This window comes from Micromonospora sp. NPDC049903, assembly GCF_044460945.1.
Classification (GTDB): Bacteria; Actinomycetota; Actinomycetes; order Mycobacteriales; family Micromonosporaceae; genus Micromonospora.
Map to the genome: position 1 here is coordinate 76046 of NZ_JBITKL010000022.1, position 22347 is coordinate 98392.

Sequence of the window (22347 nt, forward strand, 5' to 3'; positions counted from 1 at the left end):
GGGTGGACGCTGCCCCGTCACCGGCTGCTAGCCTCGACGACAGGTCAAGAGCGCCAGCGTCAAGCCCCGGCTCGCTGGCCGGCAACCCTCGTCCGCGCAGGGGTGCCCCGGGTGAGGACCAGGCATCGGAGCGACCTCCGGTGCAAGCGTGGCCTGGTGTCCCAGGTCATCACGACCTCGAGGAGAGCCATGGCGTACCCCGATCGACCGGTTGCCTGCCGGGACCTGACCCGGCGTCGACACGTCGACATGATGCGGGTGTGCAGCGCCGCGTGTAGCTGACCGCGTCGCTACCCGGCCGCCGACCCCACCCGGTCGGACGACCACCTCGTTCCCATTCCCATCCTTCGCGGTCCGTCCCACGGCGGACCGTCGGCGTGGCACGTGCGTGCCCGCCGCCGCTCGATCAGGAGACACCTGTGCGCTTCCTTCCTGCCCTGACCCGGGCCGCCGCCGTCGGCGTCACCGCCGTGCTCGCCGCCACCGCCCTCACCGCCTGCGGCTCGGACGGTGACCCCGCCGACAACCCGTACAACCTGCTCCAGCCGGGGGTGCTGCGGGCCGGCACGCTCACCGACGCGCCGCCGAACGTCTATCTCAAGGACGGCGAGTTCACCGGGTTCGACAACGACCTGCTGGTCGCCGCCGCCGACAAGCTCGGGCTGCGGGTGGAGTTCGTCGGCACCGACTTCTCCGGGCTGCTGGCCCAGGTCAACAACCGCAAGTTCGACGTCGGCAGCTCCTCGATCACGATCACCGAGGCGCGGAAGAAGACGGTCGACTTCGGCAACGGCTACGACTTCGGCTACTTCGGGCTCGACGTGCCCGCCGGTTCGACGCTGGCGAGCTTCGACGAGTTGTCCGGCAAGCGGGTGGTGGTCGTGCAGGGCACCGTCCAGGACGACTACGCGACCGGGCGTGGCCTCGACCCGGTGCGGGTGCCGGACTACAACGGCGCGATCAACCAGCTCAAGGCGGGCACCGCGGACGCCTGGATCGCCCCGGCCGAGATCGGTGAGAAGACCGCCGCCGACAGCGGCGGCAGGATCAAGGTCGCGGCGAAGGAGCTCAGCCCGGCACCCACCGCGTACGCGGTGGCCAAGGGCAACGACACGCTGCGCGAGGCGCTGAACCGGGCCCTGGACGAGGTGATCGCCGACGGCACCTGGACCCGCCTGCAGGAGCAGTACTACCCGGGCCGGCCGATCCCGGCCGACTTCACCCCGGGCAGCGGCGACGTGTCGGCGCCGGCCGCCTCCTGAGGTAGGACGACGAGCGAGTAGGGCGGAGGTCGACCGTGGATCCGTTGCGCACCCTGTGGGAGACGTTCTTCGACTGGGAGTCGATGCGCGAGGCGCTGCCCGAGATGATCACCGTCGGGTTGCCGAACACGCTGATCCTGGCGGTCACCGCCGCCCTGCTCGGCTCGGCCATGGGCATCGTGCTGGCCGTCGCGGGCATCTCGCGTACCCGCTGGTTGCGGTGGCCGGCCCGGGTCTACACCGACGTGTTCCGTGGCCTGCCGGCGGCGGCGACGATCCTGCTGATCGGGGTCGGTCTGGCACCGTTGGGCATGCAGGTGTGGGGACCGAACCCGTACCCGCTGGGGATCCTGGCGTTGTCGCTGATCGCGGCGGCGTACATCGGGGAGATCTTCCGCTCCGGCATCCAGTCGGTGGAGGCCACCCAGGTGGAGGCCGCCCGCGCGCTGGGTTTCTCCTGGTGGGAGGCGATGCGGGTGGTGGTGATCCCGCAGGGTGTCCGACGGGTCCTGCCGGCCTGGGTGAACCAGCTCATCGCGCTGATCAAGGACTCCAGCCTGGTCTACTTCCTCGGTCTGCTGGCCAGCCAGCGGGAGCTGTTCCGGATCGGGCAGGACTACGCGGCCAACACCGGCAACCAGTCGGCGCTGCTGCTCGCCGGGCTCTTCTATCTGACCCTGACCGTGCCGCTGACGCACGTCGTCAACTGGATCGACCGGCGGCTGCGGCACGGCCGCCCGGCGACCGGACCGGCCGGTGACGACCCCGACGACCTCGACCTGGCGCTGCCCGGCGCCGCCGGAGGCAACCAACGATGAGCACCTCGGTCAGCCTGAGCCTGCGCGACGTACACCTGGCCTTCGGCCGTCACCAGGTGCTGCGCGGGGTGGACCTGGACGTCGCACGCGGCGCGACCGCCTGCGTGATCGGCCCGTCCGGCTCCGGCAAGTCGACGCTGCTGCGGACCGTCAACCGGCTGCTCGAACCGGACAAGGGTGACGTGCTGCTGGACGGCCGCAGCGTGCTGCGCGACGACCCGGACGCCCTGCGGCAACGGGTCGGCATGGTGTTCCAGCAGTTCAACCTGTTCCCGCACATGAGCGTGCTGCGCAACATCACCGTCGCGTTGCGGCGCATCCGCAAGCTCGGCGAGGACGAGGCGGTGGCGGTGGCGCGTACCCACCTGGACCGGGTGGGGCTGGCGGCGAAGGCCGACGCCCGGCCGGCGCACCTGTCCGGCGGGCAGCAGCAGCGGGTGGCCATCGCCCGGGCGCTGGCCATGCAGCCGCAGGTGATGCTCTTCGACGAGGCCACCTCGGCGCTGGACCCGGAGCTGGTCAAGGGCGTGCTGACGTTGATGGCGGACCTCTCGTCGCAGGGCATGACCATGGTGGTGGTGACCCACGAGATGGGCTTCGCGCGCGAGGTCGCCGACACCGTCGCGTTCATGGACGCCGGTGTGGTGCTGGAAGCCGGCGAGCCGGCCTCGATCTTCGAGTCGGCCGAGCATCCGCGTCTGCGCCGGTTCCTGTCGCAGGTGTTGTAGAGGTGTAAGGAGGGGACCCCTGCTATGCACGAGGCGTTAGCAGGGGTCCCCTCCTTACACTCAGGTCGGCGTGTCGCGCCGCCGGAACGCGCCCAGTCCGACGGCCAGCAGCACGGCCGCCACGGCGGTGAGCACCACCAGGGGCAGCACCGTGAGGTCGGCGGCGGGCACCGAGGGCACGTGGGTGAAGGGCGACAGGTTCAGCGCCGCCTGCGGCAACTCCAGCACCGCGCCCAACTGCCCGAGCAGCAGGAAGGCGATCAGCACCGTCCAGCTCAGCGCCACCGACCAGCGCGGCACCGCGCCGAACAGGGCGGTCACCACCCCGACGAGCACCAGCAGGGCGGGCAACCGCAGCAGCGCCGCGCCGCCCAGCTCGACCGTCCAGCCGACCGCGTCGCCGGCCGCCAGGCCGTACCCGAGCCCGGTGGTGAGGCCGGCCAGCAGCACCAGCCACACCGCGCCGAGCACCGCGCCGCACACCTGCGTACCGAGCCACCGGGTCCGGCTCACCGCCGTCGCCAGCAACGCCTCCAGGATGCCGTCGGACTCGTCGTTGCGCGTCCGCAGCAGGGCCTGCACGACGTACGCGCCGATGGTCAGCGCGTACAGACCGAGGATCGCGGCCAGGTACGCGTCGACCAGTTCCGCCCCACCGCCGAGCTGGGCGATCGCCTCGGCCGCCGCCGGGTTCTCGGCGATCATCGCGTCCACCTCGTGACCGGCCACCCCCATGGAGAGGCCGAGCACCACCACGGCCACGGTCCAGCCGGCCAGTGCGCCCCGCTGCAACCGCCAGGTCAGGCCGACCGGCCCGAGCAGCCCCGAGCCCGCTCGGGCCGGTCCACGCCGCGCGGCCAGCAGCCCGGCACCGAGGTCCCGGCGTTCGGCCAGCAGGTACGCCAGCGCGACCCCGGCCACCAGCAGGACCAGCGGCAGCGCGAGGACCCACCATCGTTCGGTGCCGAAGGCGCGTACCTGGGTGCCCCAGCCGAGCGGCGAGAGCCAGGTCGGCCAGGCGCTGTCCAGCCGAGTGCCGTCGCCGCCGCGCTCGCCGAGCACGTCACCGGCGGCGCGCAGCAGGAACGCGACGCCCACGGTGGCCGCGGCGAGCGCGTTCGCGCTGCGGGAGCTGACCGAGACCTGCGCGGTGACGGCCGCGACGCCGGTGAAGGCGACACCGACCCCGCCGATCGCCGCAGCGGCGGCCACCGAGCCGACGACCGGGAGCCCGGCGCCGACGAAGGCCAGGACGAGCAGCGCGGCGGAGGCCAGGTTCGCGCCGACCACCACCAGCAGGGCGGCGGTCAGCAGGGCGTACCGGCCGACGACGTTGGCGCCGAGCAGTTCGGCGCGCCCGGTCTCCTCGTTCTGCCGGGTGTGCCGGACCACGGCGAAGGTGCTCAGCAGCGCGGCGAGCAGGGTGAGGGTGAGGTACGTCTCGGCGACCACCACCGCGCCGAGGTCGGCGCTGGCGATCGGGCCGTTGAAGGCGCGGGCGACCACACTGGACAGCGCGGTCTCGGCGTACCCGAGGCGGGTCTGCTCGTCCGGATAGAGGCCGGCGACGCTCTCGGCCAGGCCGTAGCCGATCAGCGGGGTGCCGAGGATCCAGACGGCCAGGCGGGTCCGGTCCCGACGCAGCGCGAGGCGGGCGAGTCGCCCGGTGCCGGTGAAGGCGCTCATCGGGCACCTCCGGCGGTGGTCTGCCGCTCGTTGTCCGTCCCCGGCCGCTCGACGTCGGCGCTGTCGCCGTAGTGCCGCAGGAACAGCTCCTCCAGCGTGGGCGGCGTGCTGGTCAGGGCACGGACCTCGAAGCGGACCAGGTGACCGAGGAGACTGTCCAGATGCGCCGGCTCCACCTCCAGCTTGACCCGGCCTTCGACCGGCCGGACCTCGTGTACGCCGGGCAGCTCCTCCAGCCCGGTCAGTGGCCGTACGGTCTCGACGGTCACCGTGGTACGCGCCAGGTGGCGCAGCTCGGCGAGGCTGCCGGACTCCACGGTGCGCCCGTCCCGGATGATGCTGACCCGGTCGCAGAGCGCCTCCACCTCGGCGAGCACGTGGCTGGAGAGCAGCACGCTCGCACCGGCCTGGGTGAGCGTGCGGACCTCCTCCTGGAACACCGCCTCCATCAGCGGGTCCAGACCGGACGTGGGTTCGTCCAGGACGTACAGCTCCACGCCGGAGGCGAAGGCGGCGACGATGGCGACCTTCTGCCGGTTGCCCTTGGAATAGGTGCGGCACTTCTTCGTCGGGTCCAGCTCGAAGCGTCGCAGCAGCTCGTCGCGGCGGCGTTCGTCGAGACCGCCGCGCAACGCGCCGAAGAGGTCGATCGCCTCACCGCCGGTGAGGTTGGGCCAGAGGTTGACGTCACCGGGTACGTACGCCAACCGCCGGTGCAGCGCGACCGCGTCCCGCCACGGGTCGCCGTCGAGGACGCGTACCTGCCCGGAGTCGCGGCGCAATAGGCCGAGCACGATCCGGATGGTGGTGGACTTGCCCGCGCCGTTGGGTCCCAGGAAGCCGTGCACCTCCCCCGGTTCCACCGTCAGGTCGAGCCCGTCGAGGGCACGTACTCCGCCGAAGGTCTTGACGAGGTTCTCGATCGAGATCACGGACATGGGTGCCTCCTGTCGCTCGGTGTGCCGACCACCCCACTGTACTGACCGACGGTAAGTGGTTTCGCGCAGGTCCCCGTCCGACGGTCAGGAGGGGCTAGGCTGAACGCCATGACCTGGGAGGAAGTCGACGACACGCGCAGCCGGATCCTGCGTACGGCCCTGCAAATGTTCACCGAGCAGGGCTACCAACGCACCTCGCTGCGCCAGATCGCCGAACGCCTGCGACTGACCAAGGCGGCGATCCTCTATCACTTCCCCAGCAAGGCACACCTGCTCAGCGATCTCGCCGCGCCGTTCGTGCGGGACCTGGAGGAGCTGCTCGACCGGGCCGAGGCGCTACCGGCGGGGCAGGGCCGCTGGGCGCTGCTGGAGGGCTGGGTGGACGTCATGCTGGCCCACCGGCACTCGCTGGGCATGCTCTATCACGACCTGGCGCTGGTCGGCCAGGGCACCGACTACCAGAGCCTGATGCAGATCGCCATGCGCGCCAACGAGATCGTGGCCGGGCCGAACCCGGGCGTACGGGAACGCGTCCGGGCGGTGCAGGCGCTCGCGATGTGCGGCGACCCGGTGCTCTTCCTCGCCGAGGTACCCGCACAGGCGCTGCGCGAAGACATGCTCGACGGCGTCCGCCGCCTGCTCACAGACCCCCCACCCGCCACGTCGCAGACCGCGTCGCCGGACGCCCCGCCGACCGTCACCGACCCCGCCGGAGCCACCCCAAACGCCGAGGCCACCCCCAGCACCGGAGCCACCCCCAGCACCGGAGCCGCCACCAACACCCCGGCCACCAGCGCCCCGGCCACCGTCGACCCGCGTTCACGCGCCGGCCGACGACGCCCGGGACGCCCGCGTTCGATGAGCCCGGACCAGGTGTCGGCAGCCCGCCGGATGCACCTGGCGGGCACCCACTCGGCCGACGAGATCGCCGCCGAGTTCGGGGTGTCCCGAGCCACCGTCTACCGCCATCTCGAATCCGACAACGATAGTGAGACGGTTTTGAGCTAATTGCGAGACGTCGCAAAACCCAACCCACCCCCGCCGCTCCGCCTCCCGCGCTCCCCCTCCCGCGCTTCCCCTCCCGCGCCCCGCCACCGGCGTTGATCAAGAAGTTTGGACGCGATTCGCGCGCCCAGGGCGACCAAAACTTCTTGATCAACCGCGGCGGACGGGGCCGGGCGGGACCGGGCGGGGCGGTGTGGGGGGGTGTGGGGGTCGGGTGGGGGGGTGGGGTTAGCGGAGCAGGTTGAGGTTGGGGTAGGTGCGGGTGTGGGCTGGGAAGTTCTCGTCGGTGTACGGGGCGTAGATCCAGGTACGCAGCGAGTTCGTGGCGGTGTCGATCTCCACGAGTCGGACCGGGTTGGTCCGGGGCGAGTGGAACGTCTGCAGGAACGAGTGGATCCGGTTGCCGTGCAGCCCGGTGTCCACCCGCGACGCCGCGGTGCCGGTGTGTCCGGAGAAGACGAACCGGATGTTGGCGTACCGCCGGATCAGGTTGTCGAAGACGTACTGCGGGCTCGTCGACCCGAAGCCGGCGCTCTGGCCGATGGTGGCGTCGCTCTCCAGGAAGTGGTGGGTCACCACGATCACGTTGTGCCGGGGGTGCGCCGCGACGACCTGCTGCGCCCAGGCGACCGCCGCCCGCCGGGGCCACAGTTCCAGGGTCAACACCAGCCACTGCACCCCACCGGCGCGGTAGGTGGCGAAGACGTTGTCCACCTTGCCCGGTTCGAACCGCCCCCCGGCGACCCCGAAGCGGTCGACGGTGAAGTACCGGTTGAAGGTCGTGGTGTCGCGCAGCAACGGCCCGGCCGGGCTGCGCAGCGCGCCGTCGGGACCGAAGACCTGGGTGTCGTGGTTGCCCACCGCCAGCGTGTACGGCAGGCCGGCCGCCTCCAGCGGACGCAGGGCGGCACTGGCCCGGGCGTACTGCACGTGGTCGGGGGTGTCGTAGTTGACCACGTCCCCGGAGTGCGTGACGAAGCGCAGGTCCAGGGCGGCGCGCTGGGCCACCAGCCAGTCGATGCGCTGCCGCATCCGGGTGTCGCCCGCGACCAGCACCTCCTCCTGGGTGTCCGGCACCACCGCGAAGCCGAACGTGGTGTCGACCGGCCCGGCCGCCTCCGTCCGGGCGTACGCCACGTGCACGTTGCGGTCGCAGGTGGCGGTGAAGCGGTCGTTGACCAACTCGATGCGGACGGAGTGCCGCCCGTCCGCCAGCGGCGCGCCGACGAGGTAGCTGCCGTAGTCGGTGGCGCTCGCGACGGTCACCTCGCCGACCGGCTGGCCGCCGACGCTCACCCGGACGACCGGCCAGCCGTCGCACTCGTCGCCGATCACACCGATCACCAGTTGGCCGGAGCCCTGCAACACGGTGGTGGCGTGACTGCTGTTGCGCCACAGCGTGGCGTGGGTGCCCGACGCCGGCACGGGCGTGCCGGTCGCCGGGTTGATCGACCCGTTGACCACGGTGAACGGTGACGGCTCCGCCGCGTTCGCCGTGCCCGCGAGCACGCCGGCCGACAACACGACCACGATCGCCACGATGGCCCGCGTGATCCGCATGTTTGCCCCTCCCTGTCCCACACCGGCACCTGCCGGACATCGGGATGCTAAGGCAGACCGACCGGACATCCCGGGAACGCGACACCAACACGCAGTAATGGCGCGCAAACGAAACGTGATCGAAACGCCGGCGCTCGCATCGGCGTCCCGGTCAGTCCACGTCGACCCAGTCGAGGGTGCGGCGTACCGCCTTCTGCCAGCCGGCGTAGCCGGTCGCCCGCTCCTGCGGCGACCAGGTCGGCTGCCAGCGACGGCTCTCGTTCCAGTTCGCCCGCAGCTCGTCAGTGTCCCGCCAGAAGCCGACCGCCAGACCGGCGGCGTACGCGGCGCCGAGGGCGGTGGTCTCGGCGACCACCGGCCGACTCACCGGCACCCCGAGGATGTCCGCCTGCAACTGCATGCACAGGTCGTTGACGGTGACCCCGCCGTCGACCTTGAGGCACTCCAGGGCCACGCCCGAGTCCTGGGCCATCGCCTCGGCCACGTCCCGGCTCTGGTAGCAGATGGCCTCCAGGGTGGCCCGCGCGATGTGGGCGTCGGTGTTGTAGCGGGACAGCCCGACGATGGCCCCGCGCGCGTCGGACCGCCAGTACGGGGCGAACAGTCCGGAGAAGGCGGGTACGAAGTACACCCCGCCGTTGTCGGAGACCTGGCGGGCCAGGTCCTCACTCTGCGCCGCGCTGTTGATGATCTTGAGCTGGTCGCGCAGCCACTGCACGGCCGAGCCGGTGACCGCGATCGACCCCTCCAACGCATAGACCGGGTCCGCTCCGGCGAACTGGTAGCACACGGTGGTGAGCAGGCCCGCCTTCGACCGGACCAGCTCCGTACCGGTGTTGAGCAGCATGAAGTTGCCCGTGCCGTAGGTGTTCTTCGCCTCGCCGGGCGCGAAGCAGACCTGCCCGACGGTGGCCGCCTGCTGGTCCCCCAGGTCGCCGGTGATCCGGACCGCCCCGCCGAAGGGTCCGTCGGGCCGGGTGCTGCCGTAGGCGTCCGGGTCGGACGAGGGACGGATGGCCGGCAGCATGGACCGGGGGATGTCGAAGAACGACAGCAGCTCGTCGTCCCAGTCCAGCGTCTCCAGGTCCATAAGCATGGTCCGGCTGGCGTTGGTGACGTCGGTGACGTGCACCCCGCCGTCCGGGCCGCCGGTGAGGTGCCAGAGCAGCCAGGTGTCGGTGGTGCCGAAGACCGCCTCGCCGCGACCGGCTGCGGCCCGTACACCGTCGACGTTCTCCAGGATCCACTGGATCTTGCCGGCGGAGAAGTAGGTCGCCGGGGGTAGGCCGGCCCGGCGGCGGATCACGTCGCCCCGGCCGTCGCGCTCCAGCGCCGTGGCGATCCGGTCGGTACGGGTGTCCTGCCAGACGATGGCGTTGTAGTACGGCTGACCGGTGCGCGGGTTCCACACCACCGTCGTCTCCCGCTGGTTGGTGACGCCCAGCGCCGCGAGATCGGAGGCGGCGATGCCGTGCGTGTTCAGGGCCGTACGCACGACGGTCCGGGTCCGCTCCCAGATCTCCAGCGGGTTGTGCTCCACCCACCCGGCGCGCGGCAGGATCTGCTGGTGTTCGAGCTGGTGACGACCGATCTCGTGGCCGCCGTGGTCGAAGATCATGAAGCGGGTGCTGGTGGTGCCCTGGTCCACGGCGCCGACGAAGTCAGCCATGCGGGGGTCTCCTTCTCGTCGTGGTCGTCGGGCCGATCCTTCCCGATGTCCGCCCCGATGTCCGCAGCAGGACGACGCCGGGACGGGCCGCCGACGCCCGGTCGGTGCCTCCGACGAGCTGCCGCCCGACGGTCGCGGTACGGTCTGGTTCCGTCCCGTCGCCCACCGCGCCACCACCACCGGCGGCGCCGACCGGGACAGGGAGCACGCCGATGCGGTACGACCTTCGCGACCGGACGATCCTGATCACCGGAGCGGCCCGGGGCATCGGCGCCGCGCTGGCCCGGGGCGCCGCCGCCCGAGGCGCCCGCGTCGCGCTGGTCGGCCTGGAGCCTGCGCTGCTGCGGCAGCTCGCCGCCGAGCTGGACGGGCACTGGTACGAGGCGGACGTGACCGATCAGTCCGCGCTGGACGACGCCGTCACCTCGACCGTCGAGCGGTACGGCGGCATCGACGTGGTGGTGGCCAACGCCGGCATCGCGAACCTGGGGACGGTCGCGCTCGGGCCGGTCGACGCGCTCGCACGCACCATCGAGGTCAACCTCACCGGCGTGGTGCGTACCGTCAGCGCCGCCCTGCCGCAGGTGCTCGCCGCCCGGGGTCACGTGCTGATCGTCTCCTCGGCGGCGGCCTTCGGCGCGATGCCCGGGATGGCCGCGTACTGCGCGTCGAAGGCGGGGGCGGAGCAGTTCGGCAACGTCCTGCGCCTGGAGAACCGCCGGCACGGCCTCACCGTGGGCACCGCGCATCCGATCTGGATCGACACCGATCTGGTCCGGGACCTGCGCGACGACCTGGCCTCGTTCCGGCAGGCCCAACGCAGGCTGCCCTGGCCGCTGAACACCGTCGTCGGCGTCGAACGGTGCGCCGAGGAGCTGCTGCGCGGCATCGAGCGCCGCCTCCGCAAGGTGTACGTGCCGCGCTCGATCGGCCTGGTCCAGGCGTTGCGACCGATCGCGCAGAGCCGGCTGGCCGACGCGGTGATCAGCCGCTTCGGCGGTACGACCATGGTCGCGCAGATGGAGGACGAGGTGCGTCTGCTCGGTCGCTCCTTCGGGCGTACCTCGGTGGAGGGGGGCGGCTCGTGACGCTGCGTTTCCGGCGGGCCGGGACCGGGCAGCCGCTGCTGCTCGTGCACGGCATCGGGCACCGGCACCAGGCGTGGGACCCGGTCTTCGACCGGCTCGCCGCGCATCACGACGTGATCGCGATCGACCTGCCCGGCTTCGGCGAGTCACCGGTGCCGCCGACCGGGATGCCCACCGACATGGCGGCCATCGTCGCGACGCTCCGGCCGGTACTCGCCGACTGGGGGCTGGACCGGCCGCACGTGGCCGGCTACAGCCTCGGCGGGGCGATCGGCCTGGAGCTGGCCGCCTCCGGACTGGCCGCTTCGGTCACCGCGCTCTCCCCCGCCGGGTTCTTCACCGACGCCGAACGCCGCCGGGCGCTGCGCGCCCTGAGCTGGATGCGGGTCACCAGCCACCTGCCCACGCCGCTGATCCGGGCCGCGCTGCGATCGCCGGGGCTGCGCGCGTGGTGCTTCGGCCCGCTGGTGGCCCGTCCGGCGGCGCTGGACGCCGAGCGGGCCCTGGCCGACGCCCTCGCCCTGCGCCGATGCTCCGGTTTCGGCACCGTCGCCCGCGCCGCCCGGGGCTACCGGGTCGACTGCGCCGCACTGGGCGCGTGCGCGACACCGGTCACCATCGGCTGGGGTGACCGAGATCGCATCTTCGGCGTCCACCAGGCCGAGCGGGCCCGCGCCGACCTGCCGGGTGCCCGTGTGCAGACCCTGTCCGGATGCGGGCACGTGCCGATGAGCGACGATCCCGAGGCGGTCGCCACGCTGATCCTGGAGACCACCGGCGCGCTGCCCCGCCCGGCGGACCGCCCGGCCACAGCAGGCTGATCGGCCCCCGGCTCACCGCCGTCGTTACCCGTTCAGTGCCTGCGGAACAGGCAGAACTCGTTGCCCTCCGGGTCGCTGAGCACGGTCCAGCGCGGCAGCGTACGCCGCACGGTGGCCCCAGCGGCCACCACCGCCGCCAGTTCCTCGTCCTCGGCGGCCAGGTCCAGGTGGATCCGGCCGACCGGCGGCAGGTCCCCGGCGGGGGCGATCCAGATGTTCGGTCCGGTCCCGGCCGGGTCGCTCAGCAGCACCGACTCGGTGGGCCCGAGAGTGCGTTCGGCGATTTTGACCCGATCCTCGGGCGCCACCGGCAGACCGGTGACCTGGCTCCAGAACGGGGCCATCAGGTACGGATCACGGCAATGGATGACGATCGCGGCGAGCTGCGGCACTCGATCATGCTAACCAGAGCCCGAGCAGCACTCGAAGGGCGATGCTTGCTGTTCGGCAAGGGTCGCAGATGTCGGTGGACGACGTAATCTGCCTGCATGAGCAACCTCGCCCAACCGGACGCCGGCGGCACCGGCGGCCCGATGTCGGGGGTCGGCGAGGAGATCTGCCTACTGTCCGAGGCGTTTACCGCACAGACGGTGACACCGTTGCGGCATCTGCTCGCCGCGCAGATCGCCGCCGCCGGTCTCACCGGCGATCTGGCCGAGGATCTCGTCCTGGCCGTACACGAACTGGTCACCAACGCCGTGCTGCACGGCGGCGGCCAGGGGCGTCTGGACCTGATCCGCCGCGCCGACCTGCTCGTCTGCGAGGTCTCCGACCACGGGGACCAACCCGACGCCGACCTGACGGTGCACCTGCCACCCAGCACCACCGCCGGTGGACGCGGCCTCTGGCTGGCCCATCAGCTCACCGGGGCGCTGACCCTCACCCGCCGCCCCGACGGCATGACCGCCACCGTCACCGCCAGCCTGATCGACCCGCCGGCCGCGCTGCCGGGACTGTCTCCCGGCGGGTTGCCCCCCGACCGGCGTGGCGGCGACGAGGGGCTGCCGCGCCGGTAGGCGCGACAGCCGATACCCGCGTCAGCCGTTGTGCTTCTGCTGACAGGGCACGCAGAACCGGGCGTGCGGCAGGATCTCGAGGCGCTCCCGAGGGATCGTGGTGCCGCACTTCTCGCAGCTGCCGTAGCTGCCGCCAGCGAGACGGCGCAGGGCACCGGTGATCTGCTCCAGGCTCTGCCGGGTGGCGGCGATCAGCGCGGCGTTGGTGTGCGCCTCCGACGGGTCGCCGGTGTCGGCCGTCAGCTCAGTCAGCCGGGCCGTCTGCGCCTCGAACTCGTGGGTCAACGTCGCCTGGAGTTCGCTGCGCCACTGCTGATCGTACATATTCGTACTCATCTGCTCTCTTGTCCCTTCTCGGAAAATAGAAAAGGGCCGAAGCTGTCCGCTTCGCCCCTGGCCGTCGTGTGTGTGCGACGGAATGCCGGGGGGCCCCGACCGGTGGGACGCGGCTGGCCGTGTCCGGCCCGCGCGGACACCCACGCCGGCCGGGTCGCGGCACACCGCCCCAGCGCAGCCGCCTGCGACACCGCCGTGGCGACGGCGGCGCGGTCCAGCGGTGCGGCGGGATGCATCGGACCACCATAGGCGGGGCGGCACGGGAATCCAATGGCAAATCCCGGCGGTCGCCGCAGCAGACCCGCCCGTATGCGGACCAAAGCCGCTAAAGTGATAGATACCGCAGCTTGACCGGCACGTCCGCCGCGCCCTGGGGCGGTCGCCGTCCGCTGCCGCCGGTCCGCAGGAGGTGGTGGGATGTCCGAGGCGGTGCACCACTTCTTCGACGGGCTCGCCCGCAACGGCGGTCGCATGCTGCGCCAGGTCTGCGGCACGGTCCGCTTCGACCTGCGGTACCCCGACCACGTCGACCACTGGCTGGTCACCATCGACCACGGGCGGGTGACGGTCTCCCGGGGCGACGCGGCCCCCGCCGACACCGTGATCGGCACCGACGAGGCGCTGTTCCTGCGGATGGCGCACGGCGAGGTCAAGCCGCTACCCGCCTGGCTGCGCAACGACTTCACCGCGGACGGCGAGTTCCGTTTCGTGATCATGCTGGAGCGGATCTTCGCTCCGCCACCGGGCGCCCGCCACCCCCGGGAGGTAGCCGGTGGCGGAGCCCCGGCCTCGGCCCCGGAGCGGACCTGACGTGAAGAAGCTGGTCCGCATCCTCGACGGCAACGTCTTCGCGCTCAGCGAGGACAACGGCGACATGGCGTTCAGCCTCAGCAACCCCAGCGGCTTCTTCGCCTTCGACACCCGGTTCCTGTCCACCTGGCGGCTGAGCCTGGACGGGGAGCAGCTCAACCCGCTGGCCGTGCACGACCCCAGCTACTACGAGATCAGGTTCTTCCTGGTGCCCGGCCATCCGACCCACTACGTGGACGCCAAGGTGTCGGTGATCCGGGACCGGTGGATCTCGGGCTGCGGGTTCGTCGAGCAGTTGACCGTGCTCAACCACACCGGCGAGGCGGTCGACCACGTCCTGCGCGTCGAGGTGGACAGCGACTTCGCCCCGATCTACAACGTGGTCTGGCCGCGCGCCTCGGCGGTGCGCGGCTACCGCGAGGTGTCCGACGGCTGCCTGCGGCTGGGTTACCGGCGGGAGAAGTTCCATCGCCTCACCGACGTCTCGTCCAGCGAACCCGCCGAGGTCGACGAGCGCGGGCTGACCTTCCGGATCCGGGTCGAGAGGCAGGGCAAGTGGAGCACGAGACTCCAGGTGACCGGCCTGGCCCCCAGCCCGAACGGCGAGGACATCCGGACCCGGCTCGGCCACCACGGGCACCAGAAGGGGGCGCGGCTGCGCCACGACCTGAGCGAGTGGCTGGCCGACGCACCCCAGCTCACCTGCGACTGGGAACCGATGGCCGCCACCTACCGGCGTGGTCTGGTGGACCTGGCCGGTCTGCGCTACACGCCGCTGGCCGCGCCGCGCGAGTCCATGCCGGCGGCCGGACTGCCCTGGTCGGCGACGATCATCGGCCGCGACAGCATCTTCACCTGCTTCCAGACGCTGCCCTTCGTGCCCCGCCTGGCCACCACCACGCTGCGCCTGCTCGCCCTGAACCAGGGCACGGTGCTCGACGACTTCCGGGACGAGGAGCCCGGGAAGATCCTCAACGAGTTCCGGTACGGCGAGATGGCGGCCTTCGAGGAACGCCCGCAGTCGCCGTACTTCGGCGGGGCGGACGTCACGCCGCTCTTCCTCGTCCTGCTCGACGAGTACGAACGCTGGACCGGTGACGGTGCGCTGGTCCGCGAGCTGGAGGACGCCGCCCGGGCCGCGTTGCGCTGGATCGACGAGTACGGCGACGTACGCGGCGACGGGTACATCTGGTACCAGCCGCGCAACGACCGCAGCGGGGCGAAGAACCACTGTTGGAAGGACTCCCCGGAGGCGATCTGCTACCGCGACGGCCGGCTGCCCGGGCTGCCCCGCGCCACCTGCGAGTTGCAGGGGTACGCGTACGACGCGAAACGGCGTGGTGCCCGGCTGGCCCGCGAGTTCTGGGACGACCCGGCGTACGCCGACCGCCTGGAGCAGCAGGCGGCGGAGCTCAAGCAGCGGTTCAACCGGGACTTCTGGATCGACGACGGCGGGTACTTCGCGCTGGCGCTGGGCCCCGACGGCGACCGGGTGGACGCGTTGGCGTCGAACATGGGGCACCTGCTGTGGAGCGGCATCGCCGACGACGACAAGGCCGCCGCCGTCGCCGACCACCTGCTCGGGCCCCGCCTCTTCTCCGGCTGGGGCGTACGCACGCTCGCCACCGAACAGGTCAGCTACAACCCGCTCGGCTACCACGTCGGCACCGTGTGGCCGTTCGACAACTCGTTGATCGCGATGGGGCTGCGCCGGTACGGCTTCCTGGCCGAGGCGGGTGTCATCGCGGAGAGCATCATCGACGCGGCGCAGCACTTCGCCGGGCGGGTACCGGAGTCGTTCGCCGGCTACGACCGGGCGCTGACCCGGTTCCCGGTGCCGTACCCGGCGGCGAACAGCCCGCAGGCCTCCGCCACCGGCGCGATCTTCCTGCTGCTGCGTACCCTGCTCGGCCTGGAACCGTACGGCGAGCACCTGGTGGTCCATCCGGCGATCCCGGAGCGGTTCGGCCGGATCGAGCTGCTCGACATCCCGGGTCGCTGGGGTCACAAGGACGCGATCGGCAACGCCCGCACGGGCGCGCCCTGAGCCGTCGGGCTCCTCGGCGGGGATCGGCGGCGGGGCAGGTACGCGGCCCTCCGGCGGGTAACGTGCAGCGACATGACCGGCCTGCCGTACTCGCACTGCTCGTACTGTGGTGCCGCCTATCCGGCGGACGCCGGGTGGCCCCGGGTCTGCGCGGCCTGCGGTCAGACGGTCTGGCGCAACCCGCTGCCAGTGGCCGTGGCGTTGCTGCCGGTGCGGACCGCCGACGGCCTCGGCCTGGTCGTCGTGCGGCGGGACATCGAGCCGGCGCGCGGCCTGCTCGCGCTGCCCGGCGGCTTCGTCGAGTACGGCGAGGACTGGCGCGAGGCGTTGGTCCGGGAGTTGTGGGAGGAGACCTGGCTGCGCGCGGACGCGGCCGACGCCCGACTGGTCGCGGTGCACAGCGCCCCGGCCGGCGGCACCATGATGATCTTCGGTGAGTTGCCGCCCCGCCGGGCCGAGGAGCTTCCCCCTTCGACGCCGACGGCGGAGGCCACCGAATGGCGGGTGCTGACCGAGCCGACCGAGCTGGCGTTCTCCACCCACACCCGGGTCCTGGCCGACTTCTTCGCCGACCGGCGCTGACGCCACCCACCGCCGCGCGGGGTCAGCGCCGGGCAGGTCAGCACCGCGCGGATCAGCGCCGAGCGGTCGGCACCGGCGGGGTGGCGAACGGGATGCCGGCGGGTTGCGACACCGTCGGCGCGCCCGCCGGGTGGTGCCACAGCCCCCGTGCGCGCAGGATCGGCAGCACCCCCTCGCCGAACCAGTAGGCCTCCTCCACGTGCGGGTGCCCGGAGAGCACGAACTCGTCCAGGCCGAGCGCGTGGTACTCGGCGATCCGGTCGGCGACCTCGGTGTGACTGCCCACCAGGGCGGTACCCGCGCCGCCCCGGACCAGCCCGACGCCGGCCCAGAGGTTGGGCGAGATCTCCAGGCCGTCCCGGGAGCCGCCGTGCAGGTCGAGCATCCGGCGCTGCCCCTCGGACTCGCTGCGGCGCAGCCCCTCCTGGGCGGCGGCGATGTCGGCGTCGGCGATGCCGTCGAGCAGCCGGCGGGCCTGCGCCCACGCCTCGTCGCTGGTGTCCCGCGAGATGACGTGCAGCCGGATGCCGAACCGGACGGTCCGGCCGGCCTCGGCGGCCAGCTTGCGGATCCAGTCCAGCTTGGCGGCGACCTGCGCCGGCGGCTCGCCCCAGGTCAGATAGACGTCGCTGTGCCGGGCGGCGACCGGGCCGGCCGCCGCCGACGAGCCGCCGAAGTAGACCGGCGGGGCCGGCTCGGGCAGCCGGGCCAGGCGGGCCTGCTCGACGCGTACGTGAGCACCGGCGTGGTCGACCGTCTCACCGCGCCAGAGCGCCCGCACCACGTGCAGGAACTCGTCGGTACGCGCGTACCGGGCGTCCTTGTCCAGGAAGTCGCCGTACGCCCGCTGCTCGTGCGACTCGCCGCCGGTGACCACGTTGACCAGCAGCCGTCCCTCGGAGAGGCGCTGGAAGGTGGCGCCCATCTGCGCGGCGAGAGTCGGCGAGAGCAGGCCGGGCCGGAAGGCGACCAGGAACTTCAGCCGCTCGGTGACCTCGGTGAGCATGGCGGTGGTCAGCCAGGCGTCCTCGCACCAGGCCCCGGTCGGGGTGAGCGCGCCGACGAAGCCGAGTTGCTCCGCCGTGCGGGCGATCTGGCCGAGGTAGCCGATGGTGGGCGGACGGGAGCCGCCGGCCCTTCCCGCCGACATGCCGTGCCCGCCGCCGACGATGTCCCGGCTGTCGCCGTACGTGGGCAGGAACCAGTGGAACGTCAACGACATGACTCGATCCTTCGGGCGCGCAGGGGTGGGTCCGGCCGTCCACTCCTGAGAGATGAGACGACCATGCGGACAGACTACCGATAAAACCTATCGGTTTAGTAGGCTGCTGCCGTCACGGACTCGTGTCGATGTCCGGCGATCCCCCTTCGCTGTGTCCAGGAGACCTCATGCGTACCCCTTCCCCACGTCGTGCCCGCACCGCGCTGCTCACGGCGCTCGCCCTGGTCGCCGCGGTCGGCCTCACCGCGTGCGGCGGGTCGGCCAGCGGTGACGACGACACTCCCCGACTGCGCATCGGCTACCAGCGGTTCGGCGGCCTGAGCCTGGTCAAGGCGCGCGGCGAGGCCACGGACGCCGAGTGGTCGCTGTTCGAGAGCGGCCCGGCGCTGACCGAGGCGCTCAAGGCCGGATCGATCGACATCGGACAGACCGGTGAGGCACCCCCGATCTTCGCCGCCGCCGGCAAGATCCCGTTCTCCGTCATCGGGACGTCCGAGCCGATCCCGCAGGGCGAGGCGGTGCTGGTCAAGGAGGACTCCGGGATCCGCACCTTCGCCGACCTGAAGGGACGCACGGTCGCCCTGAACAAGGGCTCCAACGTGCACTGGCTGCTGGTGCGGTTGTTGGAGGCGAACAACCTGACGTTGCAGGACATCAACGTCAAGTACCTCAAGCCCGCCGAGGGGCGGCCCGCCTTCGACAACGGGCAGGTCGACGCCTGGGTGATCTGGGACCCGTACTTCGCCCTCGCCGAGCGCCCCGGGGTCCGGATCCTGGCCGACGCCACCGGCCTGGCCAGCAACCGCGAGTACGTGCTGGCCCACCCGGACGCGCTGGCGGACAAGTCCCCGCAGATCGAGTCGTTCCTGCGTACCTACCGGACGGTCACCGACTGGGGCATCGCCAACCCCGCCGAACGCGCCGCAGTACTCGCCCCCGAGCTGAAGATCGCCGAGGACGTCACCAGCCGGGCCCTGGACCGCAGCGCCCGCTCCCTGGCCCCGGTCACCCCCGCCGTCGGCGACGAGTTGCAGGCCATCGCGGACGGCTTCGCCACGCTGGAACTCATCCCCGGCCCGGTCGACATCCGGTCCCGGATCGACGACCGCTTCAACGAGGTGTACCAGTGACAAGTTCGACCGCCCCGCACACCTCCCCACCCACGTCGGGCGCCCCGCCCGCGTCGGGCGCGGCAGATCTCGGTACGCCACGGCCCCGCGAGGGGCAGCCCCGCGAGGGGCGTCGACGTACCAAGATCTCGGGGATCGCCTGGTGGCGGCTGGCCAGTCCGGTGCTGCTGGTGGCCGGCTGGGAACTGGCCGCCCGGACCGGACTGCTCGCCCCGGAGAAGTTGCCCGCACCGAGCACCGTGCTGGCCACCGGTTGGCGTCTGGCCAGCGACGGCACCCTGCTGACCCACCTGCTCGACTCACTCAGCCGGGCCGGTGCCGGGCTGCTCATCGGCGGCGGGCTCGCCCTGCTCCTCGGCGCCGTCGCCGGGCTGCTGCGCCTCGGTGACGACCTGATCGACCCACCGGTGCAGATGGCCCGGATGCTGCCGCACCTCGGACTGGTACCGCTGCTGATCATCTGGGTCGGCATCGGTGAGTCGCTGAAGATCAGTCTGGTCGCCCTCGGCGCGTTCTTCCCGCTCTACTTCAACACCTACGCCGGCATCCGGGACATCGACGAACGACTGGTCGAGGCGGCCCGTACCTGCGGACTGGGATCGCTCGCCCGGCTGCGGCACGTGGTGCTGCCCGGCGCGCTGCCCGCCCTGTTCCTGGGGCTACGGCTGGCCATCGGCGCCGCCTGGCTCAGCCTGGTGGTCGGGGAACAGGTCAACGCGCAGACCGGCATCGGCTTCCTGATGATGGAGGCCCGCGAGTTCAGCCAGACCGACGTGGTGGTCCTCGGCCTGCTCGTCTACGCCCTGCTCGGGCTGCTCTCCGACGTGGCCATCCGCACCCTGGAAAGGAGGACGCTGTCATGGCGACGCGGACTTCGGGCAACCTGACCGCCGGGACGCCGGTGCTGACCGCGACCGGCGTACGCCGTGCCTTCGGCACCACCACCGTGCTGGCCGGCACCTCGCTGAGCATCGCGCCCGGCGAGGTCGTCGCCCTGCTCGGCGGCAGCGGCTCCGGCAAGAGCACCCTGCTGCGCGTACTCGCCGGCCTCGACGAGGAGGCCACCGGCGAGACCGTCCTGCATGGCACCGCCGCAGTCGTCTTCCAGGAGCACCGCCTGCTGCCCTGGAAACGGGTCGCCGACAACGTCGCGCTCGGGCTCTCCGGCCCGGACGTGGCAGGCCGCGTCGACCGGGCGCTGGCCGAGGTCGGTCTCGCCGACCGGCACCGCGCCTGGCCCGCCGAACTCTCCGGCGGCCAGGCACAGCGGGTCGCAGTCGCCCGAGCCTTGGTACGCGAACCCGACGTGCTGCTGCTCGACGAACCGTTCGGCGCGCTCGACGCGCTCACCCGGCTCCGGATGCAGGCGCTGCTGCGTCGGCTACGCACCGAACACGGCTTCGCCGCGCTGCTGGTCACCCACGACGTCGAGGAGGCACTACTGCTCGCCGACCGACTGCTCCTGCTGGAGTCCGGCGTCATCGCCGAGGAACTGGACGTACCCCTCGGCCCGACCCGGACTCCCGACGACCCGGCCTTCGGCGCACTACGCCGCCGCCTGCTCGAACGACTCGGCGTACCCACCTGAGGACACGAGTTTCGCCGCTCAGGCGGTGAGTCTGCCGCCCTTGACGCCCCGGACGAAGCCGGCCCACTGGCCGGTGCTGAACGACAGCACCGGCCCCTGCCGGTCCTTGCTGTCCCGCACCAGCACGGCCTCCGGCGGCGTGGCCATCTCGATGCAGTCTCCGCCCGCGTTGCTCCACGTGCTCTTCTTCCAGTTGAGGGGGATCATGTCTTCTCCTCCGCGATAGATGCGATGAGCTTGCGAGACTGCGCCTCACTGAGGGCCTTGTTCTCGGTGGTGGACCACACAGCTTCGTACGCCTCGACCTCTGCAGGCTTCTCGAGGTACAGCGCACCCGTGAGACCGTCCGAGTAGATGATGGATGGCTCACTGCCGTGCTCGAAGTCGAGGATCGTGAAGGCACCGTTAGTCAGGTTGGCGCGGTACAGATCAGCGCCGAACGGCAGCACCCGAAGGGTCACGTTGGGCTGGCGGCTGACCGTCACCAGATGTCCAAGTTGTTCAGCGTCCACGCCCCGCCGGAGGGCAGCCTCGTCAAGCAGGATGTCGACCTGCGGCGCGCGGGGTGCGGTGCGGGTCAACAGCGCCTGTCGGCCGAGTCGCAACGCGACGCTTCGATTGATCTCCTCGGTGGCCATGTCGGGCCGTGCGACCTGATAGACGTTGGTGGCGTAAGCCTTCGTCTGGAGTAGACCAGGGATCAACTGCGCCTCGTATTTCCTTAGACGAGCAGCAGCCGCTTCCAGTCCTACGTACAGCTCAAACCACTCCGGTATGGCATCACCGTAGGAATGCCACCAACCTCGCCCCTTCGTCTCCTTGGCGAGCCCCATCAGCGCCTCGGTAATTTCCGGTGACGCTCCGTACACTCTGCACATCGCCTCCGCGTCTAGCGATCGCATCGACGTGGCACCGGATTCGATACGCCAGATCTTCGGAGTTGACCATTCAAGGGCGTCTGCTGCCGCTTTGATTGTCATGCGCGCCTCCTCGCGAAGGCGCCGCAGGTGCCGCCCGAGTTGCCGTCTCGGGACTGTTGAACCGGTGTCAGCAGTCACTGACCACTCCTCTCCCTTGACTACATACCGGGCGATACCTGCGCTCGATATGTAACACCTGCCGGACACGCTCCGCAATGCAGTCCAACTGATTGAGATCTTCTCATGCGTTTCATTCGAAATGAAATATTGCACAGAAGGTCGGGCGCAGTAAACGATGTGCCCGGGTGTGGTGGTCGGATGACCGGACGTGGCCCGGCCGCCACGCCCCTCGTCGGAGGAGGGGCAGATGGTCCGGCAGATGACCTACAACGAGTTCCTGCTCGCTGCGGCTCTCACGTTCGCGCGTCGACACCGGCCGAGGTGGAACCACATGCTGAGGCGGGTGACGTGTCGGTGCGGCCGGGATCTGCCGTGTCGAGTGCGGTACCGGGTGCCGATCAATCGGGGCCACTGGCCGGGAGAGGCGTCATGACAGCGCACGGGCCGGTGGTGCCGATCTGGACCTGTGCGGGATGTGGTGCACCCTGGCCCTGCCGGACACGTCGCCAGGAATTGCGGGCCGAGTACGACCAGGCTCCGATGTCGTTGGCGCTCTACCTGGGTGCGTGCCTGGTGGCGGCCAGTCAGGACATGGGGTGGGCTCCGGCCGGGCTGCTGCATCGGCGGTTCCTCGGGTGGTTGCCGTGACCATCGCGCCGCGCGCCGGTGACCTGCTCCTGATCGGGCCGCAGGCCAGCGTGCAGTTTCGTCGGCCGATCCTGTTCCGCGTGATCCGGGTGTTGACCTGGACCGTACGACGGGTGGATCTGGTTGGAGGGATATCAGGTGAACAAGCGGGGAGAAGCCGTCACCCGGCGGGCGGTCTTCGTGCAGACGGCCGGGCTGCGTACCGCACCGACGCGCCTGCCGATTCAAGGACCGGGAAGAAGGAGGATGCCCGGTACGGTGTGGACATGAGCGGGTGGGGACTCGTGCCGGGCCATCGGGGTTCGACTCTGGCGCTGCGTCAGGCTCGGCCCCGGAAGCGACCTCTGCCCCAG

At 71.4% G+C, this 22347-nt stretch carries 23 protein-coding genes, 1 pseudogene and 1 riboswitch; of the genes and pseudogenes, 15 read left to right on the forward strand and 9 right to left on the reverse strand.

The window, feature by feature from the left end; all coding sequences use genetic code 11:
• The first annotated feature begins 42 nt into the window (after nt 1-42).
• A riboswitch (SAM riboswitch) is annotated at nt 43-155 on the forward strand.
• A gap of 264 nt (nt 156-419) precedes the next feature.
• Genes ACIBO1_RS25835 through ACIBO1_RS25845 form a run of 3 tightly spaced genes read left to right on the forward strand, consistent with a single transcriptional unit; the run spans nt 420 to nt 2808 of the window.
• Nucleotides 420-1262, forward strand: coding sequence for an ABC transporter substrate-binding protein (locus ACIBO1_RS25835; protein ID WP_396750870.1), 843 nt, complete (start codon nt 420-422; stop codon nt 1260-1262).
• Nucleotides 1263-1297: 35 nt separating this feature from the next.
• Complete coding sequence (locus ACIBO1_RS25840; protein WP_396693602.1) at nt 1298-2080, forward strand: amino acid ABC transporter permease; 783 nt, start codon at nt 1298-1300, stop codon at nt 2078-2080.
• Entirely contained in the window at nt 2077-2808 is a 732-nt protein-coding gene (locus ACIBO1_RS25845; protein ID WP_396750872.1) for an amino acid ABC transporter ATP-binding protein, read from the forward strand. Before ACIBO1_RS25840 ends, ACIBO1_RS25845 begins: the two co-directional genes overlap by 4 nt.
• A 60-nt stretch (nt 2809-2868) precedes the next feature.
• Here the strand turns inward: ACIBO1_RS25845 and ACIBO1_RS25850 are convergent, their stop codons facing one another.
• Together ACIBO1_RS25850 and ACIBO1_RS25855 are read right to left on the reverse strand one after the other, a co-directional pair.
• The gene (locus ACIBO1_RS25850) at nt 2869-4494 is read right to left on the reverse strand and encodes an ABC transporter permease (protein WP_396750874.1); all 1626 of its coding nucleotides are present in this window, start codon (nt 4492-4494) and stop codon (nt 2869-2871) included.
• Nucleotides 4491-5432, reverse strand: coding sequence for an ATP-binding cassette domain-containing protein (locus ACIBO1_RS25855; RefSeq protein WP_396750876.1), 942 nt, complete (start codon nt 5430-5432; stop codon nt 4491-4493). The genes ACIBO1_RS25850 and ACIBO1_RS25855 overlap by 4 nt, the downstream gene beginning before the upstream one ends.
• A gap of 108 nt (nt 5433-5540) precedes the next feature.
• On the opposite strand from ACIBO1_RS25855, the gene ACIBO1_RS25860 reads away from it, so the two are divergent.
• Entirely contained in the window at nt 5541-6440 is a 900-nt protein-coding gene (locus tag ACIBO1_RS25860) for a TetR family transcriptional regulator (RefSeq protein ID WP_396750878.1), read from the forward strand.
• A 225-nt stretch (nt 6441-6665) separates the two neighbouring features.
• Here the strand turns inward: ACIBO1_RS25860 and ACIBO1_RS25865 are convergent, their stop codons facing one another.
• A complete protein-coding gene (locus ACIBO1_RS25865) occupies nt 6666-7997 on the reverse strand; it encodes a carbohydrate-binding domain-containing protein (RefSeq protein ID WP_396750880.1) in 1332 nt (443 codons plus the stop codon).
• Between the two features lie 151 nt (nt 7998-8148).
• Nucleotides 8149-9666, reverse strand: a complete 1518-nt coding sequence (gene glpK, locus ACIBO1_RS25870; protein WP_396750882.1) for a glycerol kinase GlpK — start codon at nt 9664-9666, stop codon at nt 8149-8151.
• Nucleotides 9667-9878: 212 nt separating this feature from the next.
• Here glpK and ACIBO1_RS25875 point away from each other — a divergent pair, with 212 nt between their 5' ends.
• Nucleotides 9879-10754, forward strand: coding sequence for an SDR family oxidoreductase (locus tag ACIBO1_RS25875; protein ID WP_396750884.1), 876 nt, complete (start codon nt 9879-9881; stop codon nt 10752-10754).
• A complete protein-coding gene (locus ACIBO1_RS25880; RefSeq protein WP_396750886.1) occupies nt 10751-11575 on the forward strand; it encodes an alpha/beta fold hydrolase in 825 nt (274 codons plus the stop codon). Before ACIBO1_RS25875 ends, ACIBO1_RS25880 begins: the two co-directional genes overlap by 4 nt.
• Before the next feature lie 32 nt (nt 11576-11607).
• On the opposite strand, the gene ACIBO1_RS25885 is transcribed toward ACIBO1_RS25880, so the two are convergent.
• Nucleotides 11608-11967, reverse strand: coding sequence for a VOC family protein (locus tag ACIBO1_RS25885; protein WP_396750888.1), 360 nt, complete (start codon nt 11965-11967; stop codon nt 11608-11610).
• Between the two features lie 96 nt (nt 11968-12063).
• Here ACIBO1_RS25885 and ACIBO1_RS25890 point away from each other — a divergent pair, with 96 nt between their 5' ends.
• Nucleotides 12064-12591, forward strand: a complete 528-nt coding sequence (locus ACIBO1_RS25890; protein ID WP_396750889.1) for an ATP-binding protein — start codon at nt 12064-12066, stop codon at nt 12589-12591.
• Nucleotides 12592-12612: 21 nt separating this feature from the next.
• Here ACIBO1_RS25890 and ACIBO1_RS25895 read toward each other — a convergent pair whose 3' ends face one another.
• On the reverse strand, nt 12613-12927 hold the full coding sequence (locus ACIBO1_RS25895) for a TraR/DksA family transcriptional regulator (protein WP_396750891.1): 315 nt from the start codon (nt 12925-12927) through the stop codon (nt 12613-12615).
• Between the two features lie 417 nt (nt 12928-13344).
• Between ACIBO1_RS25895 and ACIBO1_RS25900 the strand changes: the two genes are divergently transcribed.
• From ACIBO1_RS25900 to ACIBO1_RS25910, 3 genes are all read left to right on the forward strand, one after another.
• Entirely contained in the window at nt 13345-13737 is a 393-nt protein-coding gene (locus ACIBO1_RS25900; protein ID WP_396750893.1) for an SCP2 sterol-binding domain-containing protein, read from the forward strand.
• 1 nt (nt 13738) lies between these two features.
• The gene (locus ACIBO1_RS25905; protein ID WP_396750895.1) at nt 13739-15784 is read left to right on the forward strand and encodes a glycogen debranching N-terminal domain-containing protein; all 2046 of its coding nucleotides are present in this window, start codon (nt 13739-13741) and stop codon (nt 15782-15784) included.
• A 72-nt stretch (nt 15785-15856) separates the two neighbouring features.
• Complete coding sequence (locus ACIBO1_RS25910; protein ID WP_396750897.1) at nt 15857-16366, forward strand: NUDIX domain-containing protein; 510 nt, start codon at nt 15857-15859, stop codon at nt 16364-16366.
• A 52-nt stretch (nt 16367-16418) separates the two neighbouring features.
• On the opposite strand, the gene ACIBO1_RS25915 is transcribed toward ACIBO1_RS25910, so the two are convergent.
• The gene (locus ACIBO1_RS25915) at nt 16419-17588 is read right to left on the reverse strand and encodes an LLM class flavin-dependent oxidoreductase (protein WP_396750899.1); all 1170 of its coding nucleotides are present in this window, start codon (nt 17586-17588) and stop codon (nt 16419-16421) included.
• A gap of 167 nt (nt 17589-17755) precedes the next feature.
• Here ACIBO1_RS25915 and ACIBO1_RS25920 point away from each other — a divergent pair, with 167 nt between their 5' ends.
• The 3 genes from ACIBO1_RS25920 to ACIBO1_RS25930 are packed head-to-tail and all read left to right on the forward strand — an operon-like array spanning nt 17756 to nt 20306.
• A complete protein-coding gene (locus tag ACIBO1_RS25920; RefSeq protein WP_396750901.1) occupies nt 17756-18718 on the forward strand; it encodes an aliphatic sulfonate ABC transporter substrate-binding protein in 963 nt (320 codons plus the stop codon).
• Complete coding sequence (locus ACIBO1_RS25925) at nt 18715-19605, forward strand: ABC transporter permease (protein ID WP_396750903.1); 891 nt, start codon at nt 18715-18717, stop codon at nt 19603-19605. The genes ACIBO1_RS25920 and ACIBO1_RS25925 overlap by 4 nt, the downstream gene beginning before the upstream one ends.
• Nucleotides 19578-20306, forward strand: a complete 729-nt coding sequence (locus ACIBO1_RS25930) for an ABC transporter ATP-binding protein (protein ID WP_396750905.1) — start codon at nt 19578-19580, stop codon at nt 20304-20306. The genes ACIBO1_RS25925 and ACIBO1_RS25930 overlap by 28 nt, the downstream gene beginning before the upstream one ends.
• Nucleotides 20307-20324: 18 nt before the next feature.
• On the opposite strand, the gene ACIBO1_RS25935 is transcribed toward ACIBO1_RS25930, so the two are convergent.
• Nucleotides 20325-20513: a DUF397 domain-containing protein gene (locus ACIBO1_RS25935; RefSeq protein WP_396750907.1), complete on the reverse strand. Its 189-nt coding sequence runs from the start codon at nt 20511-20513 to the stop codon at nt 20325-20327.
• On the reverse strand, nt 20510-21364 hold the full coding sequence (locus ACIBO1_RS25940) for a helix-turn-helix domain-containing protein (RefSeq protein ID WP_396750909.1): 855 nt from the start codon (nt 21362-21364) through the stop codon (nt 20510-20512). The genes ACIBO1_RS25935 and ACIBO1_RS25940 overlap by 4 nt, the downstream gene beginning before the upstream one ends.
• A gap of 411 nt (nt 21365-21775) precedes the next feature.
• Between ACIBO1_RS25940 and ACIBO1_RS25945 the strand changes: the two genes are divergently transcribed.
• A complete protein-coding gene (locus ACIBO1_RS25945) occupies nt 21776-21994 on the forward strand; it encodes a hypothetical protein (RefSeq protein WP_396750911.1) in 219 nt (72 codons plus the stop codon).
• A gap of 2 nt (nt 21995-21996) precedes the next feature.
• A pseudogene (locus ACIBO1_RS25950) lies at nt 21997-22264 on the forward strand (hypothetical protein).
• The last annotated feature ends 83 nt before the right edge of the window (nt 22265-22347 follow it).